23 protein-coding genes are annotated in these 25537 nt (G+C 59.8%); 10 read left to right on the forward strand and 13 right to left on the reverse strand.

Going from position 1 to position 25537, the window contains the following annotated elements:
* The first annotated feature begins 68 nt into the window (after positions 1-68).
* On the forward strand, positions 69-497 hold the full coding sequence (locus HBO23_RS12850) for a nuclear transport factor 2 family protein (protein ID WP_017135518.1): 429 nt from the start codon (positions 69-71) through the stop codon (positions 495-497).
* Positions 498-619: 122 nt separating this feature from the next.
* On the opposite strand, the gene msrA is transcribed toward HBO23_RS12850, so the two are convergent.
* The 3 genes from msrA to msrB all read right to left on the reverse strand — a co-directional run bounded on the left by msrA (position 620) and on the right by msrB (position 3763).
* Positions 620-1315, reverse strand: a complete 696-nt coding sequence (msrA, locus tag HBO23_RS12855; RefSeq protein WP_170038333.1) for a peptide-methionine (S)-S-oxide reductase MsrA — start codon at positions 1313-1315, stop codon at positions 620-622.
* A gap of 148 nt (positions 1316-1463) precedes the next feature.
* Positions 1464-3224, reverse strand: a complete 1761-nt coding sequence (locus HBO23_RS12860) for a cytochrome c biogenesis protein DipZ (protein ID WP_170038335.1) — start codon at positions 3222-3224, stop codon at positions 1464-1466.
* 38 nt (positions 3225-3262) lie between these two features.
* Complete coding sequence (msrB, locus tag HBO23_RS12865) at positions 3263-3763, reverse strand: peptide-methionine (R)-S-oxide reductase MsrB (protein WP_169985910.1); 501 nt, start codon at positions 3761-3763, stop codon at positions 3263-3265.
* 281 nt (positions 3764-4044) lie between these two features.
* On the opposite strand from msrB, the gene HBO23_RS12870 reads away from it, so the two are divergent.
* Complete coding sequence (locus tag HBO23_RS12870; protein WP_017135515.1) at positions 4045-4755, forward strand: response regulator transcription factor; 711 nt, start codon at positions 4045-4047, stop codon at positions 4753-4755.
* A complete protein-coding gene (locus HBO23_RS12875; protein WP_170038337.1) occupies positions 4752-6218 on the forward strand; it encodes a HAMP domain-containing sensor histidine kinase in 1467 nt (488 codons plus the stop codon). The genes HBO23_RS12870 and HBO23_RS12875 overlap by 4 nt, the downstream gene beginning before the upstream one ends.
* A 94-nt stretch (positions 6219-6312) precedes the next feature.
* Here the strand turns inward: HBO23_RS12875 and HBO23_RS12880 are convergent, their stop codons facing one another.
* Entirely contained in the window at positions 6313-7017 is a 705-nt protein-coding gene (locus tag HBO23_RS12880) for an SDR family oxidoreductase (RefSeq protein ID WP_170038339.1), read from the reverse strand.
* 101 nt (positions 7018-7118) lie between these two features.
* On the opposite strand from HBO23_RS12880, the gene HBO23_RS12885 reads away from it, so the two are divergent.
* Both HBO23_RS12885 and HBO23_RS12890 read left to right on the forward strand, forming a co-directional pair.
* A complete protein-coding gene (locus tag HBO23_RS12885; protein ID WP_170038341.1) occupies positions 7119-8021 on the forward strand; it encodes a LysR family transcriptional regulator in 903 nt (300 codons plus the stop codon).
* 81 nt (positions 8022-8102) lie between these two features.
* Positions 8103-9110 (forward strand): aldo/keto reductase, encoded by a 1008-nt coding sequence (locus HBO23_RS12890; protein ID WP_017135511.1) that lies wholly within the window; start codon positions 8103-8105, stop codon positions 9108-9110.
* A gap of 50 nt (positions 9111-9160) precedes the next feature.
* Here HBO23_RS12890 and HBO23_RS12895 read toward each other — a convergent pair whose 3' ends face one another.
* Entirely contained in the window at positions 9161-10405 is a 1245-nt protein-coding gene (locus tag HBO23_RS12895; protein WP_170038343.1) for a hypothetical protein, read from the reverse strand.
* Positions 10406-10748: 343 nt separating this feature from the next.
* Between HBO23_RS12895 and rarD the strand changes: the two genes are divergently transcribed.
* Entirely contained in the window at positions 10749-11630 is an 882-nt protein-coding gene (gene rarD / locus HBO23_RS12900) for an EamA family transporter RarD (RefSeq protein ID WP_017135509.1), read from the forward strand.
* Positions 11631-11686: 56 nt separating this feature from the next.
* Here rarD and hppD read toward each other — a convergent pair whose 3' ends face one another.
* Together hppD and HBO23_RS12910 are read right to left on the reverse strand one after the other, a co-directional pair.
* The gene (gene hppD / locus HBO23_RS12905; RefSeq protein WP_017135508.1) at positions 11687-12763 is read right to left on the reverse strand and encodes a 4-hydroxyphenylpyruvate dioxygenase; all 1077 of its coding nucleotides are present in this window, start codon (positions 12761-12763) and stop codon (positions 11687-11689) included.
* A 245-nt stretch (positions 12764-13008) separates the two neighbouring features.
* Complete coding sequence (locus HBO23_RS12910; protein WP_170038345.1) at positions 13009-13932, reverse strand: EamA family transporter; 924 nt, start codon at positions 13930-13932, stop codon at positions 13009-13011.
* Between the two features lie 77 nt (positions 13933-14009).
* Here HBO23_RS12910 and HBO23_RS12915 point away from each other — a divergent pair, with 77 nt between their 5' ends.
* Entirely contained in the window at positions 14010-14909 is a 900-nt protein-coding gene (locus tag HBO23_RS12915; protein WP_017135506.1) for a LysR substrate-binding domain-containing protein, read from the forward strand.
* Here the strand turns inward: HBO23_RS12915 and HBO23_RS12920 are convergent.
* The 4 genes from HBO23_RS12920 to HBO23_RS12935 are packed head-to-tail and all read right to left on the reverse strand — an operon-like array spanning position 14900 to position 19993.
* On the reverse strand, positions 14900-15985 hold the full coding sequence (locus HBO23_RS12920; protein ID WP_170038346.1) for a fimbrial protein: 1086 nt from the start codon (positions 15983-15985) through the stop codon (positions 14900-14902). The two genes, HBO23_RS12915 and HBO23_RS12920, sit on opposite strands and share 10 nt — an antisense overlap.
* Positions 15985-18591 carry a fimbria/pilus outer membrane usher protein gene (locus HBO23_RS12925; protein ID WP_170038348.1) on the reverse strand — a complete coding sequence of 869 codons (2607 nt, stop codon included), beginning with the start codon at positions 18589-18591 and terminating at the stop codon, positions 15985-15987. The genes HBO23_RS12920 and HBO23_RS12925 overlap by 1 nt, the downstream gene beginning before the upstream one ends.
* A gap of 2 nt (positions 18592-18593) precedes the next feature.
* A complete protein-coding gene (locus HBO23_RS12930; RefSeq protein ID WP_017135503.1) occupies positions 18594-19373 on the reverse strand; it encodes a fimbria/pilus periplasmic chaperone in 780 nt (259 codons plus the stop codon).
* Between the two features lie 59 nt (positions 19374-19432).
* Positions 19433-19993 (reverse strand): fimbrial protein, encoded by a 561-nt coding sequence (locus HBO23_RS12935; RefSeq protein WP_099549862.1) that lies wholly within the window; start codon positions 19991-19993, stop codon positions 19433-19435.
* Between the two features lie 297 nt (positions 19994-20290).
* Here HBO23_RS12935 and HBO23_RS12940 point away from each other — a divergent pair, with 297 nt between their 5' ends.
* Both HBO23_RS12940 and HBO23_RS12945 read left to right on the forward strand, forming a co-directional pair.
* Positions 20291-21832: an EAL domain-containing protein gene (locus HBO23_RS12940; RefSeq protein WP_170038350.1), complete on the forward strand. Its 1542-nt coding sequence runs from the start codon at positions 20291-20293 to the stop codon at positions 21830-21832.
* A 199-nt stretch (positions 21833-22031) separates the two neighbouring features.
* Positions 22032-22394: a histone-like nucleoid-structuring protein, MvaT/MvaU family gene (locus HBO23_RS12945; protein ID WP_017135500.1), complete on the forward strand. Its 363-nt coding sequence runs from the start codon at positions 22032-22034 to the stop codon at positions 22392-22394.
* A 103-nt stretch (positions 22395-22497) separates the two neighbouring features.
* On the opposite strand, the gene HBO23_RS12950 is transcribed toward HBO23_RS12945, so the two are convergent.
* The gene (locus HBO23_RS12950; protein ID WP_017135499.1) at positions 22498-23034 is read right to left on the reverse strand and encodes a DUF4946 domain-containing protein; all 537 of its coding nucleotides are present in this window, start codon (positions 23032-23034) and stop codon (positions 22498-22500) included.
* A 193-nt stretch (positions 23035-23227) separates the two neighbouring features.
* Here HBO23_RS12950 and gloA point away from each other — a divergent pair, with 193 nt between their 5' ends.
* Positions 23228-23749, forward strand: a complete 522-nt coding sequence (gloA, locus tag HBO23_RS12955; protein ID WP_017135498.1) for a lactoylglutathione lyase — start codon at positions 23228-23230, stop codon at positions 23747-23749.
* Between the two features lie 105 nt (positions 23750-23854).
* Here gloA and ahpF read toward each other — a convergent pair whose 3' ends face one another.
* Positions 23855-25420, reverse strand: coding sequence for an alkyl hydroperoxide reductase subunit F (gene ahpF / locus HBO23_RS12960; RefSeq protein ID WP_170038352.1), 1566 nt, complete (start codon positions 25418-25420; stop codon positions 23855-23857).
* Positions 25421-25537: the final 117 nt, after the last annotated feature.

A 25537-nucleotide genomic window follows, 5' to 3' on the forward strand; every position in this document is an offset into this window, starting at 1 on the left:
CCTGCTTGAGTGCCGCTCTTATGTTGGGCAGGTGAACGACCTTCCCAACATAAGAACAGGTACAGCCCATGTCCGAACTCCACCTTAACCCCGCCGCCGCCCACACCCTGCAACGCTGGCACGCCATGCTGGCCGCACGCGACCTCAACGCCCTGCCCGAACTGCTCGCACCTGACGCGGTGTTCCGCTCGCCCATGGCCCACACGCCCTACCCCGGCGCGCCGGTGGTGTCGATGATCCTCAACACGGTGATCAAGGTGTTCGAAGACTTCGCCTATCACCGTGAACTGGCGAGTGCCGATGGGCTTAACGTGGTGCTGGAGTTCAGCGCGCGCGTGGGTGAAAAACAGCTCAAGGGTATCGATATGATTCGCTTCAATGAACAGGGGCAGATCGTCGAGTTTGAAGTGATGGTGCGCCCGTTGAGTGGGTTGCAGGCGCTGGGTGAGGAAATGGGCCGCCGGCTGGCGCCGTACCTGGCCAAGGCCAAATCCTGAAGACGATCGTTCCCACGCTCCGCGTGGGAATGCCTCTTGTGACGCTCTGCGTCACGTCTTGGGACGCGGAGCGTCCTGGGCTGCATTCCCACGCAGAGCGTGGGAACGATCAGTCCGGGTGGTTATTGGTTTTTGACTAACACCGGCTCTGCGCGGTACTGGTCAGGGAACAATTTTTTGAGCTGCGCCACCTTGGGCAAATCATTGATCACGATGTACGGGTAAGACGGGTTCTCGGTCAGAAAATCCTGGTGATAGGACTCCGCCGGGTAGAACGTCTTGCCCATCTCGACCTTGGTCACGATCGGCTTGTCGAACGCTTTGGCGGCGTCCAACTGGGCGATATAGGCCTGTGCGACTTTTTGCTGTTCGGCATTTTGCGCAAAGATTTCCGAACGGTACTGGGTGCCGCTGTCCGGGCCCTGGCGGTTCAGTTCAGTGGGGTTGTGGGCCACCGAGAAGTAGATCTGCAACAGCTTGCCGTAGCTGACTTTGCTCGGGTCGTAAGTCACCGACACCGATTCGGCGTGGCCGGTATCGCCGTCGCTGACCGACTCGTACTGGGCCGTGTTTGCAGCGCCGCCGTCATAGCCGGATACGGCGTTTTTCACGCCTCGCACATGCTGGAACACACCTTGGACACCCCAGAAGCACCCCCCGGCGAACACCGCGGTTTGCAGGTTGCCGGGCTCGGCGGGCAGGTCCATGGCCGGTGGTGCGATCATCACCGCGTCGTCGGCACCACCGAAGGAGAACGCCGAGCTTTGGCCGACGAAAGCGGCGAAGGCCAGTGCGGGTAAAATCTTGAGAAGCTTCATAGAACTCACTCCAGTACGCGGTCAAGTGTGGGAGCTGGCTTGCCTGCGATGGCACCGGCAGATCCAACATCATCGTCGGCAGGTACACCGCTATCGCAGCGATGCGGCGACCCGACAAGCCAGCTCCCACATGGATCAGGTTTTCACTTCAACCGAAGGTGAAGGCATACGCCGACACATGCGGGTCGAGAAATTCGATGCTGAAGGTGCGATCCTTAACGCTGGCGGGCTGGCGTACCAGTTGGTACAGACGCTGCTCGGTCACGGTACCGCTGCCATCCGGCGCCACATCGGTGCCATGAGCATCGCCTGGCGCCTGGCCATCAATCGTCACCTTGAAGCGCACCGGCTTGCCATCGGCGCCAGGCCCCAGCACCAGGTGCAGGTCACGGGCATGAAAGCGGTAAACCACACGCCCGCCGGCCTGGTCGAGGGTGGCTTGCTGACCGCCGACATTCCATGGGCCTTCCAGGGTCCAGTTGTTCAGGGCCAGGTGGCCGGCCGCCGGGTAATTCACCACTTTGTCGGTGCCCAACGTGCCGGTGGTGACGAAGTTTTCTGCACGCTGGAAGCCCAGGTAGGTTTCCGGCGATTGCACCTCGTTCATGTCCGGCGCTTGCTGCACACCCTTGGCATCGGCCTCGATCAAACCACCGGCGACGGTGGTCGCGCCGGCCTCACGCAGCAGTTGCTGAATCACCCGCTCCGACTCGGCGTAGTCGCCTTCACCGAAGTGGTGATAACGAATCTGGCCCTTGGCATCGGCAAAGTAATGCGCCGGCCAGTATTGGTTGTTGAAGGCGCGCCAGATCTTGTAGTTGTTGTCGATCGCCACCGGGTAGGTGATGCCCAGGTCTTTCATGGCCTTGGTGACGTTGTTCACGTCGCGTTCAAAGGCAAACTCCGGGGCGTGTACGCCGATCACTACCAAGCCCTGGTCTTTGTATTTCTCGGCCCAGGCTTTGACGTAAGGCAAGGTGCGCAGGCAGTTGATGCAGGAGTAGGTCCAGAAATCCACCAGCACCACTTTGCCCTTGAGTGCTTCGGCGGTCAGCGGCGGGCTGTTGAGCCATTGCACCGCGCCCTCCAGCGGCGGCAGCGTGCCTTCGATAGGCAGTGTGTCGCTGTGGTTGGCCGCCGCCATCATGGCGCCACCGGCCATCATCGCCCCGCTCTTCTGTGCAGGTTTGGCGCTCAGTGTGTCGACCAGGCTTTGTTCAAGGCCACCGGTTGAGGCGGTCGACAAGCGCGACAACACGCCCGTGTCCAGGCCCAAGGCGATGGCGGCCACACCGGCCAGCATCAGCGCACCCAGGCCACGGCGCAGCCATTCGCCGGCGCCCAGGGATTTTTTCATCAAGCCAAAGACTTTACCGCCGACCAGCAAGGCCAAGGCCAGGGAGGTGGCAGCCCCGGCGGCGTAGGCCAGCAAGAGCAAGGTAGTGCCGATGCTGGCCCCTTGCAGCGCGGCGCCGGTCAGCACCAGCCCCAGGATTGGCCCGGCGCAAGGCGCCCAGAGTAAACCGGTGGCCACGCCGATCAGGAACGACGCGCCCGGACGCGGTTTGGCATCGGCCCCGGCGGCCTCCGACAAACGACTGCCGGCGGCCACCAATGGCCGCGTCAGTCGCTCCGAGAGTTTCGGCAGCAACAGCGTGAGCCCGAACAGGGCAACGCACAGCAACGCGAGCCAACGCCCGTATTGATTGACTTGCACCACCCAGCCGCCGCCCACCGCAGCCAGAGAGGCCACCAGGGCGAACGTCACCGCCATCCCCGCTAACAGCGGCAAGCCACTGCGCATAAACGGCTGCCCGGTGCGAGCGAAGACAAAAGGCAGAACAGGCAGGATGCACGGGCTGACAATTGTCAGCACGCCGCCCAGATACGCGAGAACCAGCAGCCACATGGAATCGACCCTTATACGAATTAAAAATGGACATCGGCTTAAGCCGCCGTGAACGTCATGGCGACGCCATTCATGCAGTAGCGCAGGCCTGTGGGCGCCGGGCCATCGTCAAAAACGTGCCCTTGGTGGCCACCGCAACGGCGACAATGAATTTCCTTGCGTACCACGCCATACGAAGTGTCGACGTGGCTGGCGACCGCGTTGTCCAGCGGCTGCCAGAAGCTTGGCCAGCCGGTGTGGCTGTCAAACTTGGTGGTCGAGGAGAACAGCGGCAATGCGCAACCGGCACAGGCAAAGGTGCCAGCACGGTGTTCATCATTGAGTGTGCTGCTGTAGGGGCGTTCGGTGCCCTCCTCGCGCAGCACGTCAAATTGCTCAGCCGTCAGCAGGCTGCGCCACTGAGCCTCGGTATGGCTGACCTCAAAGGCCTCGGCCGCTTCGACTTCGGTGACCATGTTGAGCTGTTTCAGCAGGCCACCGGCCAGGACGGCGACACCCAGGCCACCACCGGCCAGCAGCATTTGTCGACGTGAGTACATACGATTCTCCTCAACCCATAGGCATTCATGGCGAGCGTGCTTGTTGTGGCGAGCGGGCTTGCCCCGCGTTGGAGTGCGCAGCGCTCCCGCTTTTTTGGGGCCGCTACGCAGCCCAACGCGGGGCAAGCCCGCTCGCCACATAAAACCCATCCGCAGCAACAATGTCGCCATCCTGAGCCTTGGGCGGTCGCGAAATCCTCACGCAGAGTTAAACAATTCGTGATAACTACACTGTGGCAAAAGCCGCACAATGCGCGGACTACAAGCGAAGGTTTTCTTATATGGATCAGCCCAAACGCGTCCTGGTGGTCGAGGACGATGCCCATATTGCCGACTTGATCTGCCTGCACCTGCGCGACGAGCAGTTCGAGGTGGTGCACAGCGCCGATGGCACCGAAGGCCTGGGCCTGCTCGAACAAGGTGGCTGGGATGCACTGATCCTCGACCTGATGCTGCCCGGCGTCGACGGCCTGGAGATCTGCCGCCGTGCCCGTGCCATGGCGCGCTACACACCGATCATCATCACCAGCGCGCGTTCCAGCGAACTGCACCGCATCCTCGGCCTGGAGTTGGGTGCTGACGACTATTTGGCCAAGCCGTTCTCGATGCCGGAGTTGGTGGCGCGGGTCAAGGCACTGTTGCGCCGGGTGGACGCGATGGCGCGCAACCTGAAGATGGACGCCGGCAGCCTTGAGCTGGGCGCGTTGTTCATCAACCCGCTGACCCGTGACGCCACCCTGCAAGGCCAGCGCCTGGACCTCACGCCGCGCGAATTTGACCTGCTGTACTTCTTTGCCCGTCAGCCGGGTAAAGTCTTCTCGCGCATGGACCTGCTCAACGCCGTGTGGGGCTACAGCCACGAGGGCTACGAGCACACCGTGAACACCCATATCAACCGGCTGCGCGCCAAGGTCGAGGTCGACCCGGCCAACCCGGCGCGCATCCTCACGGTGTGGGGCCGTGGCTACAAATTCGCCGAGAGCGCCGCATGAAGTTGACCCTGACCCAACGCCTGTCGGTGGTGTTTGCCGTGTTGCTGGTGATCTGCAGCGGCACGTCGGCCTGGCTGCAGGTACGTTCCAACCACATGCATGAACTGGAAGTGGTGCAAGGCCTGTCCCGCGACCTGGCGGCGCACATTGCCCGCGATACCCAACTGATGGACGCCGACGGCCTCAAGCCGGATGCCGTGCGCAACCTGTTCAACCAACTGATGCTGGTTAACCCGAGTGTCGAGGTGTACCTGCTCGATATTGACGGCCGTGTGGTGGGTAACGCCGCACCCAGCGGGCATTTGCTGCGTGACCATGTAGACCTCGCGCCGGTCCGACGCTTTCTCAGCGGGGCCATGCTGCCGATCCTTGGCGATGACCCGCGCAGCGTCGACGGGCGCAAAGTATTCAGTGCTGCGCCGCTCAAGGCCAACGGCCAGCAAACCGGCTTTCTGTACGTGGTGCTGCTGGGCGAAGCCCATGATGTGTACGACGCCAAGGACGCCACCGGCATGGCCTTGAAGATCGCCCTGTGGTCCATCGGCCTGGTCGCCCTGCTCTGCCTGATGGCGGGCCTGATCGCCTTTGCCTGGATTACCCGGCCACTGCGCCAACTGACCGACAAGGTCGGCCAGTTCGACATTAACGGCGCGCCGAAAGCCGCCGAAACGGCTGTTCCCGAACTCAACAGCGGCGATGAAATCGCCGTGCTCGACCACGCCTTCGTGCAGATGGAAAACCGTTTGGGCGAGCAATGGCGCGCCATCACCCATCAAGACCAGGAACGTCGGGAGATGGTCGCCAATATTTCCCACGACCTGCGCACGCCATTGGCGTCGTTGCATGGCTACCTGGAAACCCTGTCGCTCAAGGATGCGAGCCTGAGCCCCGAAGAACGCCGGCGCTACCTGGGCATTGCGCTGGACCAGAGCCGTAAAGTCGGCGGCCTGGCCCAGTCCCTGCTGGAACTGGTGCGCCTGGAGCACGGTTTTGTGCAGCCGGTGATAGAAGGCTTCTCGCTGCCGGACCTGGTGCAAGATATCTTTCAGAAATTCGAACTGACCGCTGAAGCCCGCGCCATCACCCTCATCGCCACCCTGCCGCCCCAGGTGCCGACGGTGATGGCCGACCTGGGCCTGATCGAACGGGTGCTCACCAACCTGCTGGACAACGCGTTGCGCCATACGCCGGTGAATGGAGAAGTCGAGGTGATCCTGGCGCCCGAGGCCGGTGCCGTAGCGGTCATGGTCAGCGACAGCGGCCCCGGAATCGATGCCCAATTGCGCGAAGGCTTGTTCCTGCGCGCCTTCACCATCGGCGGCGCGCGCCGCGATGGCGGCCTGGGCTTGCGCATCGTGCACCGCATTCTGCAACTGCATGGGCGCAGTATCGAACTGGTGGAGCGCCCTGGGCATGGCGCGACGTTCAGGTTCTGCCTGGAAACCCGAGCCTCAACGCGTTGACTTGCGACTAGGCGGGCATGGCGGCCTGTGCCGCCATACCTTTTTTGCACTGCCTGCGCCCTTTGCGAGCCAGCCCCACACTTTTGCTCAGTGTTTACAGCAGGCCTCCGCCGTCGATATCAATTACCGCGCCGGTGACAAAGCCATTTTCCATGGCCAGTACATAACCCGCCGCCACTTCATCCGCCTGCCCGACTCGCCCCACTGGCAACGCCGTGCCGGCCTTGGCGAACATCGCCAGGCGTTGCTCTTCTGCCAACCCCGCATACGCCGGCGTGTCGATCACACCTGGGCTGATCACGTTGACGCGCCGTGGTGCCAACTCTTTTGCGAGCTGCTTGCCCAGCGCTTCAGTCGCAGCATTGATACCCGTCTTGATGAACTGCCCCGCCATCAACTTACGGCCCAGTTGGCCCGAGGTCAGGCTGATGCTGCCGTGCTCTGCCAAAAATGGCAGCGCTTGCTGAATCGCGCGCAATGCACCCCAGAGTTTCACGCTGAAATTGTCCTGGGCCTCGTCCAGATCGGTCTCGACCAGCGGTTTTGCCCGCACTGACGGGCCGGAGGTAAACACCAAGTGGTCAAAACGCCCGACCGTCTCGAACAAACGTTGCAAGGAGGCGCTGTCGGTGACGTCGACCGGTTCGCTGCGCACAGCGTTTTCGACACCCGAGGTCAAACGCCGCCCGGCCAGCACCACGTGTGCGCCACGGGCGCTGGCGGCCTTGGCCACGGCGGCACCGATGCCGCTGCTGCCGCCGATCACGATAACGGTTTTACCGCTGAGGGAAGATGTCATGGGGTTACTACCTGGCTAAAAAAGTGAGCGTTGATCTTCTCAGCTTGGCAATCGGCGAAAAATCCCGGTAAAACGACAAGATCTTTAAAGGATTTTTACAAATGAGCTCGACCCTGGACCTTGAAGTGTTCGTGCGCACCGCCGACACCGGCAGCCTGTCGGCGGCGGCGCGCAGCCTCAACCTCACCCCGGCGGCGGCAAGTATTGCGCTCAAGCGCCTGGAAACCCGGCTGGGCATCCGCTTGCTCGCCCGCTCGACGCGTAGCATGCGCCTGACCGAAGAAGGCCGGCGCTACCTCGACAGCGTGCGCGTAGCCCTCGAAGCGCTGGCCGAAGGCGAGCAGGCGATCAAGCAACAGGGCCAGAGCTTGAGTGGGTTATTGCAACTGGCAGCACCTTCGGACTTCGGCCGCAATGTACTGCTCGGCTGGCTGGATGAGTTCAAGCTTGCGCACCCGACGATCCGCCTGCAGCTACTGCTCAACGACAGTAACGCGGATCTGTTCCGCGACACCGTCGACATTGCCCTGCGCTTTGGTGTGCCGAGGGATTCCAGCCTGGTGGCGCTGCCCGTGGTACCCGGCCACCATCGTATCCCCTGCGCCAGCCCCGACTACTTGGCGCGCCATGGCACACCGCGCACGCCGGCCGACCTGGCGCAGCACAGTACATTGCGCTACATGCGCCGTGGGCAGGCAAACAGCACCTGGTACTTTCGCCAAGGCGCCTTGCTGCAGGAGGTCGAGGTGTCGGGTGACTACCTGAGCGATGACGGTGAAATCGTGCGGCGCTGGGCGCTGGCGGGCCACGGCATCGCCTATAAGGCCAACCTGGATATTGCCGGCGATATCAAGGCTGGGCGGTTGGTGGCGCTGCTGCCCGACTGGCAAGGCGAGCCCACGCCGTTCAACCTGATGTGCCCACATCGCCTGCAAGTGTCGGAACGGGTGAAAGTGCTGCATGGTTTTTTACAGCAGCGCTGCCAGACCTTGCTGAGTGTATGAAGAAACGCGCGCAGGGCTTGTTCCAGAGCCGCCGAGTCTGGTATTGCATGGGTAACGTTTCCCTGCCATGAGGAGCTTTGCATGATTTACCGCACATTGGGCCAGTCCGGGTTGAAGGTCAGCGCACTAACCCTGGGCACCATGATGTTTGGCGAGCAGACCAACACGGAAGACTCGCTGCGCATCATCGACAAGGCCTGGGACCAGGGCATCAATTTCATTGACACGGCCGACGTCTACACCGGTGGGCGCTCCGAGGAAATCGTCGGCGAGGCCATTGCCCGCCACCGTTCGGATTGGGTGCTGGCCACCAAAGTCGGCTTTGGCCCGGTGGACGGCCTGCCCAACCGCAGCGGCTTGAGCCGCAAGCGCATGTTCAATGCACTGGAAGCCAGCCTGAAGCGCCTGGACACCGACTACCTGGACATTTATTACCTGCACCGCGAGGACCACGACACACCGCTGGAAGTCACCGTGTCGGCGATTGGCGACCTGATCCGCCAAGGCAAGATCCGCTATTGGGGCCTGTCCAACTACCGTGGTTGGCGTATCGCCGAAGTGATTCGCGTGGCCGAGCGTCTGGGGGTCGACCAGCCGATCATCAGCCAGCCGCTGTACAACATCGTCAACCGCCAGGCCGAGGTCGAGCAACTTACCGCTGCAGCCGCCTATGGCTTGGGCGTGGTGCCTTACAGCCCACTGGCCCGTGGCGTACTCAGTGGCAAATACGCCCCCGACGTGACACCCGAAGCCGGCAGCCGTGCGGCGCGCCAGGACAAGCGCATCCTGGAAACCGAATGGCGGGTGGAGTCATTGCGCATTGCCCAGCAGATTCAGCAATACACCCAAGGACGGAGTGTGGGAATGGTCGAGTTCGCAATTGCCTGGGTGCTGAACAACTCCGCGGTCAGTTCGGCGATTGTCGGGCCGCGTACCGAGGCGCAGTGGGATGCGTATACCGGGGCGCTGGCGGTGAAGATCACGGCAGAAGATGAGGCGTTTATTGACTCGCTGGTGACGCCAGGGCATTCGTCTACGCCGGGGTTTAATGACGTGAGCCATTTTGTGTCGGGGCGTATTAGTCGGTAGTCATACCCCGCCCACAGTCGCCAGTGTGGGCGGGTTTGTTGGTTACCGCGTTATAGTTTTATATCCGCTTTTACACCTAACCCATGGGCGGCTTCCCTGGCCTCTTCTTGTGTCACAGGTTGTTGTTTTAATATCTTCGCCAGCACGGCGGCGACAGATCTGTAAGTACCATAGCCAGGCACAAACCCCTGAGCGGTAGTCGCAAAGTTGGTAAGTATCGCGTTCATTTCACTTTTTGGCAGACCGAATACCCTGCCGATATCGTTGTTCTTATTCAAGAAAAGCAACACGGCATTGACGGGGTTATCCAGGCCGCGTTCGACGGTATCGGCAGTTGCTTTGTCGACTCCAAGCGCTTGCAGGAGCGTTGAGACCCCGGAAAATGGACTTTCTAGAAAATTGGCGAAGGCGTTGACCACAGAGTTCAGGTCACCATTGCCCCTGAAGACGAGCTCTCTTAGTTGTGGCAATGTGATGGGAACCAGTGGCAATTGACTATGGGCGCCATTTTTAAGGAAGTAAAAATTCCCCTTGTCACCCGAACCCAGCAAGTTGCCGTGAAAGTCGTACCGATAGACCACTTTCTCTCCATTGGGCCGCACGCCGCTAAAGGTCGGCCTGCCGTGATCGACCGATTCCAATTGCTGATTGACAAGCCCGTTGACAAACCTGATTGTCGTAGGGTTTTCACTGGTTCGATCCAAGTGCTCAAACACATTCCCTACGATCTGCTGGCCTGGTCCTATCAGCATATTGGGTGCGCTGCCTTGCGTTGCGGATGCACGCGCCTGTACTGCTGTTCTGACAGGGGAAGTCGCTGTCTTGTCGACAAAATGGGCAAGAAACGCGTTAAAGGCGTCAGTCTTTTTCGGTAAACTTTTCAGAAAATCGTCGATTGCCTGATAACTGTTAAACTCATAACTTGATTTAAAGTCCTTCTCCGGCATCCACAATACAAAATTCACGGCGCCCTGCACGATCGGTTCGCGTTTGACAATAAAACTGTCCCTGGCCGAATAAGGACCCACGTTGAAGCAATAAGCACTGACGCGAGGTTGTTTAGAAGTATCTGGAGAGGCAACCGCGTCCAGTAATTCCTTACCGTCCGCCGTGAGTACGCCGCTGTTGTTATCTCTGGCGACCGACTCGAAAAAAGTCTTATAGGTTTCAAGTTTTTTCCAGGACGGTGTGTCACCTTTCGGAAACGCAACGCTTTCGCCGAACCTGCCTATAATGCCGGGCAAGCCGTTGAAGGTAGCAGGTGTAGAGCCATAATAGGGGGAAATGCCATGCATAGGGTGGACCTCATTATCTAATGTCTTAGTCTGCAACCCTCTGAACCAGTCCTTGCCAGAGCCATGGTTATCATCACGCAATGATGACGCCCACCAAAGTCGCGCTTACTAACTTATTTCCATTAGTCGATGTTTTTTGCAGAGCATTAATAAGCCATGCAAAACTTTCCATGCAAAACCAAGCGCAGTCATGCTAGCCGCGAAAAGTCATACTTGTGTGGCACGGGGGTAGGAAGGTGTTCCATTAAAATGTTGTAATCGGCGTGACAAAGAGTGTCACGAACCCTATATTCCCCACCTAAGTTCCCCTTCTTCTGTAAAAATCAGCTTTCGCGAGGACAGTGTGTCTAAAGGTGTTGTTTTATCGGTCTTGGCCTCGGTGTTGTTTGCCGTGATGTATTACTTCACCTCGCTGCTCACGCCCTTGAGCGGCCTGGAGATTTTTGGTTGGCGCATGCTGCTGACCGTGCCGTGCATGACGGTGTTCATGATCGTCAGCGGTGAATGGCGGCGCGTGTGGGAGTTGCTGCGAATGCTGGCGGCCAGGCCGCGGCTGATCGGCGGCGTGGTGCTGTCGTCCGCCCTGCTGGGCGTACAGTTATGGCTGTTTATGTGGGCACCGTTGAACGGGCGCAGCCTGGATGTGTCGGTGGGGTATTTCCTGCTGCCACTGACCATGGTGCTGACCGGGCGCCTGGTCTACGGCGAACGCTTGTCGCGCTTGCAGCAGATCGCGGTATTTTTTGCCGCGCTCGGGGTGCTTAATGAGTTGTACCAGGCCGGTGGTTTTTCCTGGGCCACGCTGGTGGTAATCATTGGGTACCCGATCTACTTCGTGGTACGCAAATACCTGAGCACCGATCACCTGGGTGGCTTGTGGCTGGACATGGCGCTGATGCTGCCGGTGGCCTGGTGGTTTGTGCAGCATGGCGAACAAGGTTTTGCCGTGCTCGAGCTGCACCCCAAGCTCTATGCGTTGATTCCAATGCTGGGTTTGATCAGTGCCTCGGCGCTGGTGAGCTACATCATCGCCAGCCGCTTATTGGCCTTCAGCCTGTTCGGCTTGCTCAGCTATGTGGAGCCTGTGTTGCTACTGTTCGTGGCCTTGTTGCTGGGCGAAGGCATCAAGGGCGGCCAGTGGCTGACGTATATCCCGATCTGGCTGGCGGTGATGGTGCTGGTGTATGAAGGTTTCAAGCATCTGCTGCGTCAGCGCAAAGCCTGATGCGCAGGCAATAAAAAGCCCGGCCGGGGGTTAACCTCGGCCGGGCTTTTTTGTGCTTAGTCGGTGGTCAGTACACCACGACGCACCTGGTCACGCTCGATCGACTCGAACAGTGCCTTGAAGTTGCCCTCGCCAAACCCATCGTCGCCTTTGCGCTGGATGAATTCGAAGAACACCGGCCCCATCAGGGTTTCCGAGAAAATCTGTAGCAGCAGACGTTTGTCGCCCTCGATCGAGGAGCCGTCCAGCAGAATACCGCGCGCCTGCAGTTGGTCCACCGGCTCGCCGTGGTTTGGTAGGCGGCCTTCGAGCATTTCGTAGTAGGTGTCCGGCGGCGCAGTCATGAAGCGCATGCCGATCTTCTTCAGCGCATCCCAGGTCTTGACCAGGTCTTCGGTGAGGAACGCCACGTGCTGGATGCCCTCGCCGTTGAACTGCATCAGGAACTCTTCGATCTGGCCGGCGCCTTTGGACGATTCCTCGTTCAGCGGGATGCGGATCATGCCGTCCGGGGCGCTCATGGCCTTGGACGTGAGGCCGGTGTATTCACCCTTGATATCGAAGTAGCGTGCTTCACGGAAGTTGAACAGTTTCTCGTAGAAGTTGGCCCAGTAGACCATGCGGCCGCGATACACATTGTGGGTCAGGTGGTCGATGACCTTGAGGCCTGCTCCTACCGGATTGCGGTCGACACCTTCGAGGTACACGAAGTCGATGTCATAAATCGAGCTGCCTTCACCGAAACGGTCGATCAGGTACAGCGGCGCACCGCCAATGCCTTTAATGGCTGGCAGGTTGAGTTCCATCGGGCCGGTTTCGATATGAATCGGCTGGGCGCCCAGTTCCAGCGCGCGGTTGTAGGCTTGCTGCGAGTCTTTGACGCGGAACGCCATGCCACACACCGACGGGCCGTGTTCGGCGGCAAAGTACGACGCCAGGCTGTCGGGCTGGTTGTTGAGGATCAGATTGATCTCGCCCTGGCGATACAGGTGCACATTCTTGGAGCGGTGGGTCGCGACTTTGGTGAAGCCCATGATCTCGAAGATCGGCTCCAGGGTGCCTGGAGTCGGCGATGCGAATTCAATAAATTCAAAGCCCATCAGGCCCATCGGGTTTTCGTATTGGTCGGCCATTTCGGCACCTCATCATTCTTGTAAGTAGCAAGCAGTCAATTACAGGCAAGGATGAGGTTGCAGGGTGGCGCGCACGAGAGACCCCGCACGCTGCGGGCGAGGAAGTCACCAAAGATCAGGGGGGAGCCGAGTAGCTTCATGATTACATCAGTCTCTGACGGCCGAGGCTTGCGTGAGCGCAAGTCCATATTCTTGTATGCGTAAATCGATTCTACACAGCGTAACAGTATTTGTCCGCACTCTCATCAAATCCCTATTGCCCTGGGCTGCGCAAGGGGTTTGTTGCACAGATAGATGCCCAACAGGATCACCGCGCCACCCAGCGCCATGGGTAACGTCAGTTGTTCGCCGAGCAGCAGCGCGCCGCAGATCACCGCCGTCAGCGGGTTAAGCGCGATGAACACGCCCGCGCGGGTCGCGCCGATACGCCGGATGCCATCGTAATAGCCGATGTACGCCAGCGCGGAGCCGAGCACACCCAAATACAACAGGCTCACAACCTGCGGCCAGTGCAGGCTGACGACCCCTTGTACGGTGAAGCGTCCGGTGAGCGCGGTGGCCAGTGTCAGCATCAGGGTGCCGAGCAATACTGACCACGTGACGGTTTGCAACGGCCCCAGGCTTTGATTCAACGCGCGGGAAAACAACGAGTAAATCCCCCACCCCAGCACACAGCCAAACACCAGCACGTCGCCCTGCCAGGTACTCGATGCACCTTGCAGCAGTTGCGGGTTACGACTGACGATCACCGCCGCAGCGCCGGCCAGGCACAAAGTGATGCCCAGCACCTTGGCAGCGCCGAGGCGCTCTTTGAACAACCACCAGGAAGCCAGGCCGATCACGGCCGGATTCAACGCCACGATCAACGAAGCGCGCGAGGCATTGATGTACTGCAGGCCGTAGAAAAAACACAGGTTGTAGAAAAAGATCCCGAAAAAACCCAGCACTGCCAGACGTAGCAGTTGCCGGGGACGTGGCCGCGCCAGCGGGATGCGTGCACACAGCATAAACAGCAGCAGCGCCAGGCTGGCCAGGATAAACCGCAGGCTGGCGGCCAGCAGCGGGTCTACTTGATGGGCCAGGTAGCGTCCGGCGACAAAGGTGCCACCCCAGATCATGGTCACAGCGGCGAGCTTCAGGTAGGTGAGGCGATCAGACGAATGATGCATTAGCAGTTGCTCGACAGGTGGCAGGGTTGGCATATTCTTCGACTAATGTTCAGTAATCGTAAAATGAGCCTTTACTCATGACCTTGACCCAACTGGAAATTTTTTCACTGGTGGCCGAGCTGCAAGGTTTCACCAGTGCGGCTCACCGCCTGGGCATCAGCCAGTCGGCGGTGTCCCATGCGGTCAAGGCCTTGGAGCAGGAGCTGGGCGTGGAATTGTTTCGGCGCCACCAGACGTTGGTGGAGCTGAGCGATATCGGCGCGCAATTACTCGGGCGCGCCCGTGCCATGCTCGGCCTGGCCGCGACCTTACAGCAGGAAGCCGCCGACGCCCGTGGCATGAAGCGCGGCACCTTGCGCATCGGCTCCTTCGGCCCCACTGCGTCGGTGCGCTTGTTGCCAACAATCCTCAGCCATTTTCGGCAGGCCTACCCGGGCATTGAAGTGCATGTGGACGAGGGGCCAGACCGGCAAGTCATCCAGTGGCTGGACGAGCGGCGTGTCGACGTGGGTTTTGTGGTGCTCGCCGACACGCCAACAGACAGTGAGCGTTTCGACACCGTGGCGTTGTTCGAGGATCAGCTTGTCGTGTTGTTGCCGGCCACCCATGCGCTGGTTGCCAGCACATCAGTACCTTTGCAAGCGCTGTGTGACGATCCGTTCATTCTCACCGAAGCCGGCTCATCAGAGCTGGTGATGCGCTTGTTCAGCGACGCGCGTTTGCGGCCCAACGTGCGGTATCGCTGTGCCCAATTGCTCAGTACGCTGGAAGCCGTCAGCCGTGGCGACGGGTTGAGCATCGTGGCGCAGGCATCGTTGCCCGAACGTGTCGACAGTCGTTATGTGGCACGGCCATTATCACCGCCGGTGCCGCGCCGGATCGGCCTGGCGGTGTTGGACCGGCGCCAGGCCTCACCTGCTGCCCTTGCGTTCCTCACACTCGCGCAAGGGCTGCAACACACCGGCACTCACCGATAACTCATGGTGAACGAAGCCAACCCGTTGGCCGTACCGGGTCGGATCATTTTTTCGGTTTGCACATAACGAGCAGTCAAAGGGATCGTGATAGTGCCGTTGCTCGTACTTGTCACCCGCCATTGGTTCAGGTTGTCGACGGCCGAAGAGTCGGCGCCATAGTTGAGCACTGAGGGGCCACTCAACAGCTGTATTGCCACACCCTTGGCTGTCGAAGTACGCGTCAGCGACAACTGATTGCCGCGATTTGCGGGGTTAGTCTGGTCGGTCACCGTGACCCAGATATCCAGGCTGCCACCGGTTCCCCCGGCACAGTCCAGCCTGATGCTATGGCTCACGCTTGCGGCGTAGCTGCCTACGCCCGTGAAATCACGGCTGGCCACAGGCCCCATCGGCATGACAACCGAAGGTGTCGAAACATGGCAGGTAGGCCGCAGCGGCGGCACTATGACCGCGTTGCTCAGGCTTACCGAAGCGTAGCCCGGGCCTGAGGTCGTGACATTGGTCAGCGTGTAGTTGGCAAACGTGCGCGCAGTGATCGTGCCGGCCGAGACAGGGCCGGTAGCCACCAGGTAGATCCGCCCCTGGAGCCCCCACCCATTGGGCCTGTTGTGTTTGACGGTTAATAACGCCGTGGTGCCGTGATGGAGTGGGTGAAAAGGCTGGCCGGGGTCCCTGGCCATCACCGCGAATCCCACTCCGGGCAGGTTGGTGGCGTAGACCGGCATCGAGAGGCCGGACGCACTGAACGTGATCCCCGTAGCCGGCGAATTGACTATGCTTATGTTCGCTGTCACGGGTTGTTCGATAGGCCAATCCTTGTATTGACAGCGCATTACATAGCCATTGCCACTATCGAAGTCGTAGCCGTTTGCCGCGCCCAGGGCCTGCCCGATCTGTACGTGGCCCTGCAAGGTGATGGGCGCAATCGAGACATTCAGGTTTGCCTGGGGCGAACAATCGCCAGCATTACCAAAGTGCGCTTGGGCAGGCATTGCGAAAGCCCAGCCGCTCAGCAGTGCGACGACGCCGGAAAACCTGATCGTGAAGCGTTGAGCACCGTTCATCGTGTGATTCATCAGGTGCTCTCCTCGTAGCGACACTGGCTGACCAATTGATCTGTATTTTCCTGGCGGCGACCGGGTTCACGGGCAGGTAGATGGTAACGAATGAAACACCGTTCGCCCGCCGCCTCAGCCCACTGCACGGTCAGCCTGCCGTGGTCGGCAACCCCGCGTACAAAAGCCTTGCCCGCCTGGCCAACCACCCCGACTTCGTTGCCCTGCTCGTCAAATACCTGGGCTGCGAACGGCAGGGGTCTGCCGTTCGGGTGGGTGGCTTTGATCACTACCGCCCGGCCGCTGACGGTCTCGAATTTGACCAGCGATATTGCGCCCAGGGTCGGTACCACGGAACGGTTCGACTCCTTTAATTCCACGTCCATGGGCATGCCTTGCGGGTCGATGTCCACGGCGTTGGGCTGGTACGCCCGCAAAGAAGGCATGACCCCATAACCCTGCTTGTCGATACGCACCCCGGAACCGCCGAGCTGCGCTCCCTGGGCATCCGGCGCATACACCAGCGCCGAAGCTTCACCGAGGTTTTGCGCCAGGGTGACGCCATCGCTGTGGGCGATCAGGCCGCCGTCGACGCTCATGGACACTTGCGCATTGCCCTGGCGCTGGCCATAACCGCCGCGCAGGTTGGCTGCGTTACTGCGATAGCCCGCGTAAGCGTTGAAGCTTGAGCCGCCGTGATCGCCGGTGCCGCGACTGCCGACCAACCCGTAATGGGTGTGCGCCGTATCCCCCAACAAACCATTGATGCCGACTTGTTGCTGACTGCCGCGCGACTCACCTGCATCCCGCGACAGTGAACTGCTCAGGGTCGGTGCGCGCGTGCCCTCGCCCAATGGCATGGAGAGGCTCAGCACCCAGTGATTCTCAACGCGTTCGGTTCGCGTCGAGCGGCCGAAGAAAATATCCTCACCGCGTTCGCGGTCGCTCGCCCGATACAGCTCGCTGACTCTCGAACGCTGCGCCGAGAGGTTCCAACTCAGCGACTTCCAACTGGCCCCATAACTGGCGGTGAACGACGTCTGGCGCCCTTGCTGCCCGGCCCAGTAGTCAGTGGAGCTGCCATACAAACTCAGGGTGCCCTCCCCCAGCTGCTGGCTGATCGTCAGGTCCAGGCGGCTCTTTTGCCGGGCATAGCTGTCCAGGTTCCCACCATGACGGCCCAGGTCGCGCACATTCAATGCGTCCGGCAGGTTCAGGTAGCCATCGGTCGAGAAGCGATAGGCGCCGAGTGCAAAATGCGTTCCCGAAAACGGCACATTCTTGTTGTAGGCCAGGCCAAGGCTTTGTCCGTGGGCCAGGGCTTGCCCCTGCACCTGTGTGCGCGAGTGGGTAGTGTCCAAGGCGAATGCACCAACAGGCGTACTCATCGCCAGGCCCGCCTTGCCTTGGCTATAGCCCTGGGAAAGCGTGGCGCCGCCATAAACGGTGAGGTTATCGACTAGCCCATGTTGCAGCGTGCCTTGAAACACTGAAGCGTTGGCATCACGCACACCATGCTGCTGCACCCGGCCCACCGTTGCGCTGTAGTGTGTGGCGCGGTAACGCAACAGTTGCGGGGCCACCGAATAAGGCACGACAAAGGTGCTGCGTCGCCCGTCTACCTCGGTGACACTGACGTCGAGGTCGCCTCCGTATCCCGTGGGGTAGAGATCATCGATCACAAAAGGCCCAGGCGCCACAGTGGTTTCGTAAAGGGTGTAGCCGTTCTGGCGCACCGTCACCGTGGCATTGCTGTCGGCAACGCCGCGCACCTGAGGCGCATAGCCTTGTTGCGACGGCGCAAGCATACGGTTATCCGTGGCCAGCGTAACGCCACGCACGCGCACGCCATCAAGGATCTGACCGCTGCTGAAACTGTCACCTACGGTCAGTTGCGACTGCCAGGCTGAAACGGCGCGTTGCAAGTAGGTGGCCGTGGCTTGATAAGGCAAGTGGCTGCTTCGCGAAGCCCAGGCTTGCCCGCCCTGGTGGCGCAACCGCCAGTCACCCAGGTTGACCCCGCCGTCGAGGCCAAGATAACTGCGGTCTTCACCCGCACCTGATGTCACCGCAGCGGCGCTGTAGGTGTAATTGAGCAGCGCGGCATCAACGCCCGCGTCCCATTGGGCGGGGTCAATGTAGTCGCGTGCGGAGCCATTGATGTAGACCTGCGGGATGCTGACATCCAGGGTCAGGGACTCGACATCGACATGGCTGCTGGCCATGGGCATCCATGCGGCGAAATCGCGACAATCCCCCTCGGCGCCTGCCTCGAACTTGCGCAGTACTACTCCGAGTTCGGCCAGTTGCTGCGCGCTCACACAGGGTTGCGCAGCGTCCTGTTTGTCCAGGTTTACGAAGGTGATCGGGCGACGGCCCAGCGATTGGCCGTTGAGTATCACGTCAACGCGATAAACCCCTGGCGTCAACACATTGCTGGTATTGAAGCGTGAGAGATCCGCCGGGCTGGACACACCGCTGGTAAAGGCCTCCAGGTCAAACAATAACGGGGCAGCCTCGGCCGATAACACAAGCGTGCTCAGCAGGCCGAACAACAGCACCAGCCGAGGGTGGGAAAACAGCCAGGCAGCGCCTTGGCAAAACGTGAATGGCAACAAGGCAGGCATAGTCAGAACTTCAGAGGAGCACGCTGCGGCGCGGAAAACGTGCCGTAGTCATTGATGTATTTGAAATGCACCCGGGCATCCGCAGGGATGGGCCGCACGGCCTTGTGCACCCTCAGGGTCAGGTTGCCGCCTGGCGGCACCATGCCCTCTTCCGCCGGCAGCAGCGGCGCGTCTTGCTGCGGGCCCATGGCCAACGCCACCTCGTTGAATGTCACGTGATAGGCCGATGGGTTGTGCACGTCCAGCAGCGTCCCCTGGGTACTGCGGCGCAAGGACCAGCGTAATTGCGTGTGCGCTTCGTTCGGGCTGCCAGGCAGATCGGCGGGGCGAAAAAACACTTTGGTACGGATACGAAAGGCGAATTGCAGGTGATTCGCCGGGCCAACCTCTGCATCGGCCTCGGTGTTGACCTTGGGCGGGATCTCCAGCGCATTCAGCCAAAACAACGATTCCCGATCAGCCGGCAGTGGCTCTTGGGTGTAGACCAGGCGCACGGCCTGGCTTTTCTGCGGGTTCAGGCGAAACACCGGCGGCGAAAGGCTGAAAGGCACCTCGCTGTTAGAAGGGTCTGACGCCGGGTCACCCTGATCCAGCCATACCTGGACCAGGCGCGGAGCCCGTTCGTCGTCGTTGGTCAGGCGCAAGGTGATTTCGCGACGCTGTTGCGGGTAAATGTGCCGCGTGCCATCGATCACTACACCGGCATGGGCAACGGATGGCCATCCGCTAACCATCGAAATGGCGAGCAGCAAGGCAATTGCGAACATGAGTCGGGCAAGCATGGGGCGGTCCTCCAAGGCGCTGTCCAGTGCCTGGCGAACCGCCAGGCTCCGGGCCTTGATCAGGGAAACGTGACGGAATACAGCACCTGCGTACTTACCGGGCCTGGGGTTGCGGCGCCGGTGGCGAAGTACTGCGCGGCGAACGGCAGCGACACCTCACCGTTGTCGGGGACTTTTGCACTGCTCGAATTGAGTGCCAGGCGCAGGTCCATAGGCTTTTGGGTAGTGCCGTCGACAATCTGCACCTCAACCAGGCTGGCAGGCACTGGTTTGGCCGGCGCTTGATTCTTCAAGTTGCCGGTAGCCGGGTTGATCGCCGGGCTGCTGCTCTCGAACAACACCGCCACCGTCGTATCCTTGGGGCACGCACCCACACGCACAACAAATGGGGTGGTGCCGGCCGTCTGGCCTTTTGCCTTGAGCGCGCTGGCCTGGACCTTGTTGAGCACAACGGCGAAGTTCGGGCTGGCGCCAGGCGCGGAGCCTGCCCCGCCACTGATACTGCAGGTGGTGCCGGTGATTTCACCGGTCAGGCTGATGGTACCGTCTGCGGCAAAAGCAGGCAGCGCGGCGACGCCGGTAGCAGCCAGGAAAGCAGCGGCCAATCGGATGTTGTTCATTGCAGGTAATTCCTTATCAAGTAGCGTTAACGGGTTACGAAACGAATTTCAACAATTGAAAGACGAGGGTCGACCGTCCCGCCAGAAGTGGGCTGAAACGGCTGAGAGAGAGGCTGGAAGGGTCGGTGCTCCGAAGTCTCTTACTTTTTGCAACGATGTTTATCTTGCCAAGTTGAGACAATCGCAACAACTGACCGAACGGCTAGGTCAATTCGCGCCAAACAAGTGAGCGGCACTGCGCAATGCCAACTATCATCGGCACACACCCGTCTTTTTATTCTGTTATTGGCTGCCTCTATGCCCCTCACTGCCAAAGGCCCCCGAAGCCGAACTGCACGCGCGCTCATCAGCAGTGTCTGCGGCCTGGTTCCCGTTTTATTGGGGGTTGTGATTCTTCATTGGCAAGCCGAACGCACCCTTGAGCAAAGCACCGCCCAAACCGCGCTGGAGGCTGTGCGCCAATTCGATTTAATGCTCGACAACACCGCCCTCGCCGCCCAGGCATTGCTGCCGCTGGCCGGCCAACCGTGCGACAACGGCGCGCAACTGGCACTGCGCGAACAGGTCACGCGGCGCCCCTTTGTGCGGGCAACGACCTTGTCCTGGCAAAAAAACATCTATTGCAGCTCGTTGTTCGGCGGCAGCTACCAGTCACCGGTCAACCCGGACGATTACGTAGCGGGCACGCTGTGGTTGATGAACGGCAACCCGGTAACGCCCGATACCGCGTTGTTGGTTTACCGCCTGGTCGATGGCGATAAAGCCGCGTTTGCCTCGGTTGACGGCTATCACCTGACCAACGCCTTGCGCCTGATCAGCCGCTACGCACACCTGATCCTGCAAGTGGGAGCCAACTGGCTGGACGCTGACGGCAAGGTGCACACCACTGCAATGCCGCAGTTTGCAGTGGCCCATCAGCACCTGAACTCTGAGCGTTACCCGTACAGCGTCGATGCCGGCATGCCTGTCGGTGAGGTCTGGCGGTACATGGAGGCGCGCTACCCGGCGCTGTTCAGTCTGCTGGTGTTCTTTGGTGTGCTGGCGGGCGTGTTGGCGCACTGGCTGCAAAAGCGCTCGTCCGCGCCGACCCATGAGTTGCAGCGGGCATTGGGGGCCAATGAATTCATTCCGTATTTCCAGCCAGTGGTGCGTGGCGACACCCGCGAATGGGCCGGCTGTGAAGTATTGATGCGCTGGCGGCACCCGAAGGAAGGCTTGGTTCGCCCTGACCTGTTTATACCGTTGGCCGAACATTCTGGCCTGATCGTGCCGATGACCCGCTCGTTGCTACGCCAGACCGCTGCGCAACTGGCCCCGCATGCCGGGCGCTTCACCCCGGGCTTCCATATCGGCGTGAACATCACCGCCAGTCACTGCCAGGACCTCGACCTGGTGCAGGACTGCCGGGAGTTTCTCGCTGCGTTCGCCCCCGGCCAGGTGACGCTGGTACTGGAGTTGACCGAACGTGAACTGATTCAGCCTACCGACACCACCGCCCGCCTGTTCGACGCCCTGCATCAACTGGGGGTGATGATCGCGATTGATGACTTCGGAACCGGCCACTCCAGCCTGGGTTACTTACGCAACTTCAACGTCGACTACTTGAAAATCGATCAAAGTTTTGTCGCCATGATTGGCGCCGATGCACTCTCACGGCATATTCTGGACAGCATCATAGAACTCAGCGGCAAGCTGGACCTGGGTATTGTCGCCGAGGGCGTGGAAACAGCAGAGCAATGCGAATACCTCGCGGCCCAAGGTGTGGACTTCCTGCAGGGCTACCTGTTCGGCCGGCCGCTACCCTGTGAAGAATTCATGAAGTCGCTGAGCAGCCATTGAATAGCCATCTAGTGCGCTGGATGAAATAATCTTATTTAGGTAACGCCGTGATTTACTCGTGCGGCATTAACTACTACAATTTTTCCTGCCTGTGCTGAACTCGCAGAAAGGCCTCTTTCTTTGAGTTACCTTAAAGCTCCTGGCTTACACGCTTTATCTGCAGTTGATATCAGCCAACTACACTATTGGAGTACAGATTTTGTCCAGACTCGCCGAATTTCGCGCAGCAGAAAAAGCCCTTCAAGAACAGCTGGCTCAGCTGGAATCCTTGAAGAACGACGCCGGCCTGAAAAAAGAAATCGAATTCGAAGAAAAGCTGCAAGGGCTGATGAAGCACTACGGCAAAAGCCTGCGCGACATCATCTCGATCCTTGATCCTAACCCTGGCAAAGCCAGCGCTGCTGCCGCCGCACCAAAACAGCGCCGCGCACGTGTGGTCAAGGTTTACCACAACCCACACACCGGCGAACTGATCGAAACCAAAGGCGGCAACCACCGCGGCCTGAAAGCCTGGAAAGAACAGTATGGCGCTGCCACAGTAGATTCCTGGTTGCGCGGCTGATCGAAAGACGCTGCAAAAACCCCGCTGATGCGGGGTTTTTTTTGCTTCGAAAACGAACTTAATCAAGTGTTCACTTTGTTCAAAAACGAGTGAGATAACCCGCTCAAAGTTTAAGGCTATCACGCACTGAACTGACTTCAGCCTTACTGGCTTCATAGGCCTCGGCCTGACCGGCGAAGGAAAAGACATAGGCTTTATCGCTATCAACTGCGCCGACCAATGTTTGTGACAATATGTGCCGACCGTTCTCGGTAATCACGCAAGTAGTTTCCAGCGCTTCAAGACGGCTCAATGTGCTGGTGTGCATTTTGGTGCACACGCTTTGATAACCGCTGCCGGCAAAATCCTTCTGGATGGATTTGCGCATTTCCAGCAGTACGCCTTGAAGATTAACTTTATGGCCCGCCTCAATCGGTGTACCAGTCAACTCCATGACCATCAAGGTGTTGCCGTTTTCATCATTCTTGATTGCGCGTTGGCGGGACACCGCCTGAGGTTTTACCGGCGCTTCGTCGTCGGGCACTACTTCCTCGACTTGCCAGCCGCTGGGCCAATGAATTTCCGGGTCGGCCGCCAACACAAAGGGGCTGCCCAGCAACACACATACAGCGCTCAACAACGGCTTACGAAATTCAATCATCAAGAAAACACCCAAGGTTCAAGCGTCGAAGTTTGAGCCTGACACCCTTGGCTCGCAAGGGCTGAGTAACCTTTTTCATTTGGCTCGGCCGGCAACGCTTGCGTATCATGGCGGTGCGGCACGGATGCCGGCCGCAAGCCAAGGGACCACTCAAGTCACGAGTCGCGTTTGCCCCATTTTTTCTGGAGGGCCCATGAGCCTGCACGATCTGAACACTTTCCCGGGCGTCACCGCCCAACCTGACACCGCCACGTCGAACTTCGTGTTCAACCACACCATGCTGCGGGTCAAGGACATCACCAAATCGCTGGACTTCTACACCCGCGTATTGGGCTTTTCCCTGGTTGAAAAGCGTGACTTCCCGGAAGCCGAATTCAGCCTCTACTTTCTGGCCCTGGTGGACAAGGCCCAGATTCCAGCCGACGCCGCCGCGCGTACGCAGTGGATGAAGTCGATCCCTGGCATCCTCGAACTGACCCACAACCACGGCACCGAAAACGACGCCGACTTTGCTTACCACAACGGCAATACTGACCCGCGTGGCTTTGGCCATATCTGCATTTCGGTGCCGGATATTGTCGCCGCTTGCGAGCGTTTTGAAGCCTTGGGCTGTGATTTCCAGAAGCGCCTGAGCGATGGCCGCATGAAAAGCCTGGCGTTCATCAAAGACCCGGATGCTTACTGGGTTGAGATTATTCAGCCGGCGCCGCTGTAAGCGTTCTGCGTGACGCGGAGCGTCACCGGATGCATTCCCACGTAGAACGTGGGAACGAGAAAACCCCATGATCACTCATGGGGTTTTTTATTTTCGCAGCCGGATTTAAGCGGGTGCCGAGGTACGGATCAGGTGATCAAAAGCACTCAGCGAAGCCTTCGCGCCCTCGCCTACCGCAATCACGATCTGCTTGTACGGCACGGTCGTCACGTCACCGGCAGCAAACACGCCCGGCAGTGAAGTTTCGCCACGCGCATCGACGATGATCTCGCCGCGCGGGGTCAATTCCACCGTGCCCTTGAGCCAGTCGGTGTTGGGCAACAAGCCGATCTGAACAAAGATGCCTTCCAGGTCGATGGTCTTGAACTCGCCGCTGTCACGATCCTTGTACGCCAGACCGGTGACCTTCTGGCCATCGCCTTTGACTTCACTGGTCAATGCGCTGGTGATCACGTCCACGTTCGGCAGGCTGTAGAGCTTGCGCTGCAACACGGCATCGGCGCGCAACTTGCTGTCGAACTCGAGCAAGGTCACGTGGCTGACGATACCGGCCAGGTCAATGGCTGCTTCAACGCCGGAGTTACCACCGCCGATCACTGCCACACGCTTGCCTTTGAACAACGGGCCGTCGCAATGCGGGCAGAAGCACACGCCGCGGGCCTTGTATTCCTGCTCGCCCGGCACACCCATCTCGCGCCAGCGGGCACCGGTGGCCAGAATCACGGTTTTGGACTTGAGGGTCGCACCGCTTTCAAAGCGAATTTCGTGCAAGTCACCGGCATTTTTTGCCGGGATCAGGCGGCTGGCAAGCTGCAGGTTCATGATGTCCACGTCGTACTGACGCACATGCGCCTCCAGGGCGCTGGCCAGTTTCGGCCCTTCGGTCTCCTGCACGGAGATGAAGTTCTCGATGGACATAGTGTCCAGCACCTGGCCGCCGAAACGCTCAGCTGCCACGCCGGTGCGAATACCTTTGCGTGCGGCGTAGATAGCTGCGGCAGAACCGGCTGGGCCACCACCGACCACCAACACATCAAAGGCCTCTTTGGCGCTGATTTTCTCGGCGGCCTTTTCGATACCGCTGGTGTCGAGCTTGGCGAGGATCTCTTCCAGGCCCATGCGGCCCTGGCCAAAGTTCACACCATTGAGGTACACACTGGGCACTGCCATGACCTGGCGTTCATCGACTTCAGCCTGAAACAGCGCGCCGTCGATGGCGACGTGGTGGATGTTCGGGTTAAGCACGGCCATCAGGTTCAGCGCCTGAACCACGTCAGGGCAGTTCTGGCACGACAGCGAGAAGTAGGTCTCGAAGCTGAACTCGCCTTTCAAGGCACGAATCTGTTCAATCACTTCGACACTGGCCTTCGACGGGTGGCCACCGACTTGCAGCAGGGCCAGCACCAGCGAAGTGAATTCATGGCCCATGGGGATGCCGGCAAAACGCAGGCTGATATCGGCACCCGGGCGGTTGATGGAGAACGACGGCTTGCGCGCATCATTGCCATCGGTTTTGAGGGTAATCAGCATGGTGAGGCTGGTTACGTCCTGCAACAGGGCAAGCATTTCCTGGGATTTCGCACCGTCGTCGAGGGAGGCGACGATCTCGATCGGCTGGGTGACCCGTTCCAGGTATGACTTCAACTGAGCTTTAAGATTGGCGTCCAACATACGGGCGATTTCCTGTTAATTCGGTTTATTGCAGACAAAAAAACGCCCGAGCGAATCTCGCCCGGGCGTTTTGAGGGCGGTGCAGCTTACTTAAGGTGCGGCAACCCGCCCTTGATG

This window comes from Pseudomonas sp. WS 5532 (assembly GCF_012985445.1).
In the GTDB taxonomy this organism is placed as follows: domain Bacteria; phylum Pseudomonadota; class Gammaproteobacteria; order Pseudomonadales; family Pseudomonadaceae; genus Aquipseudomonas; species Aquipseudomonas edaphica.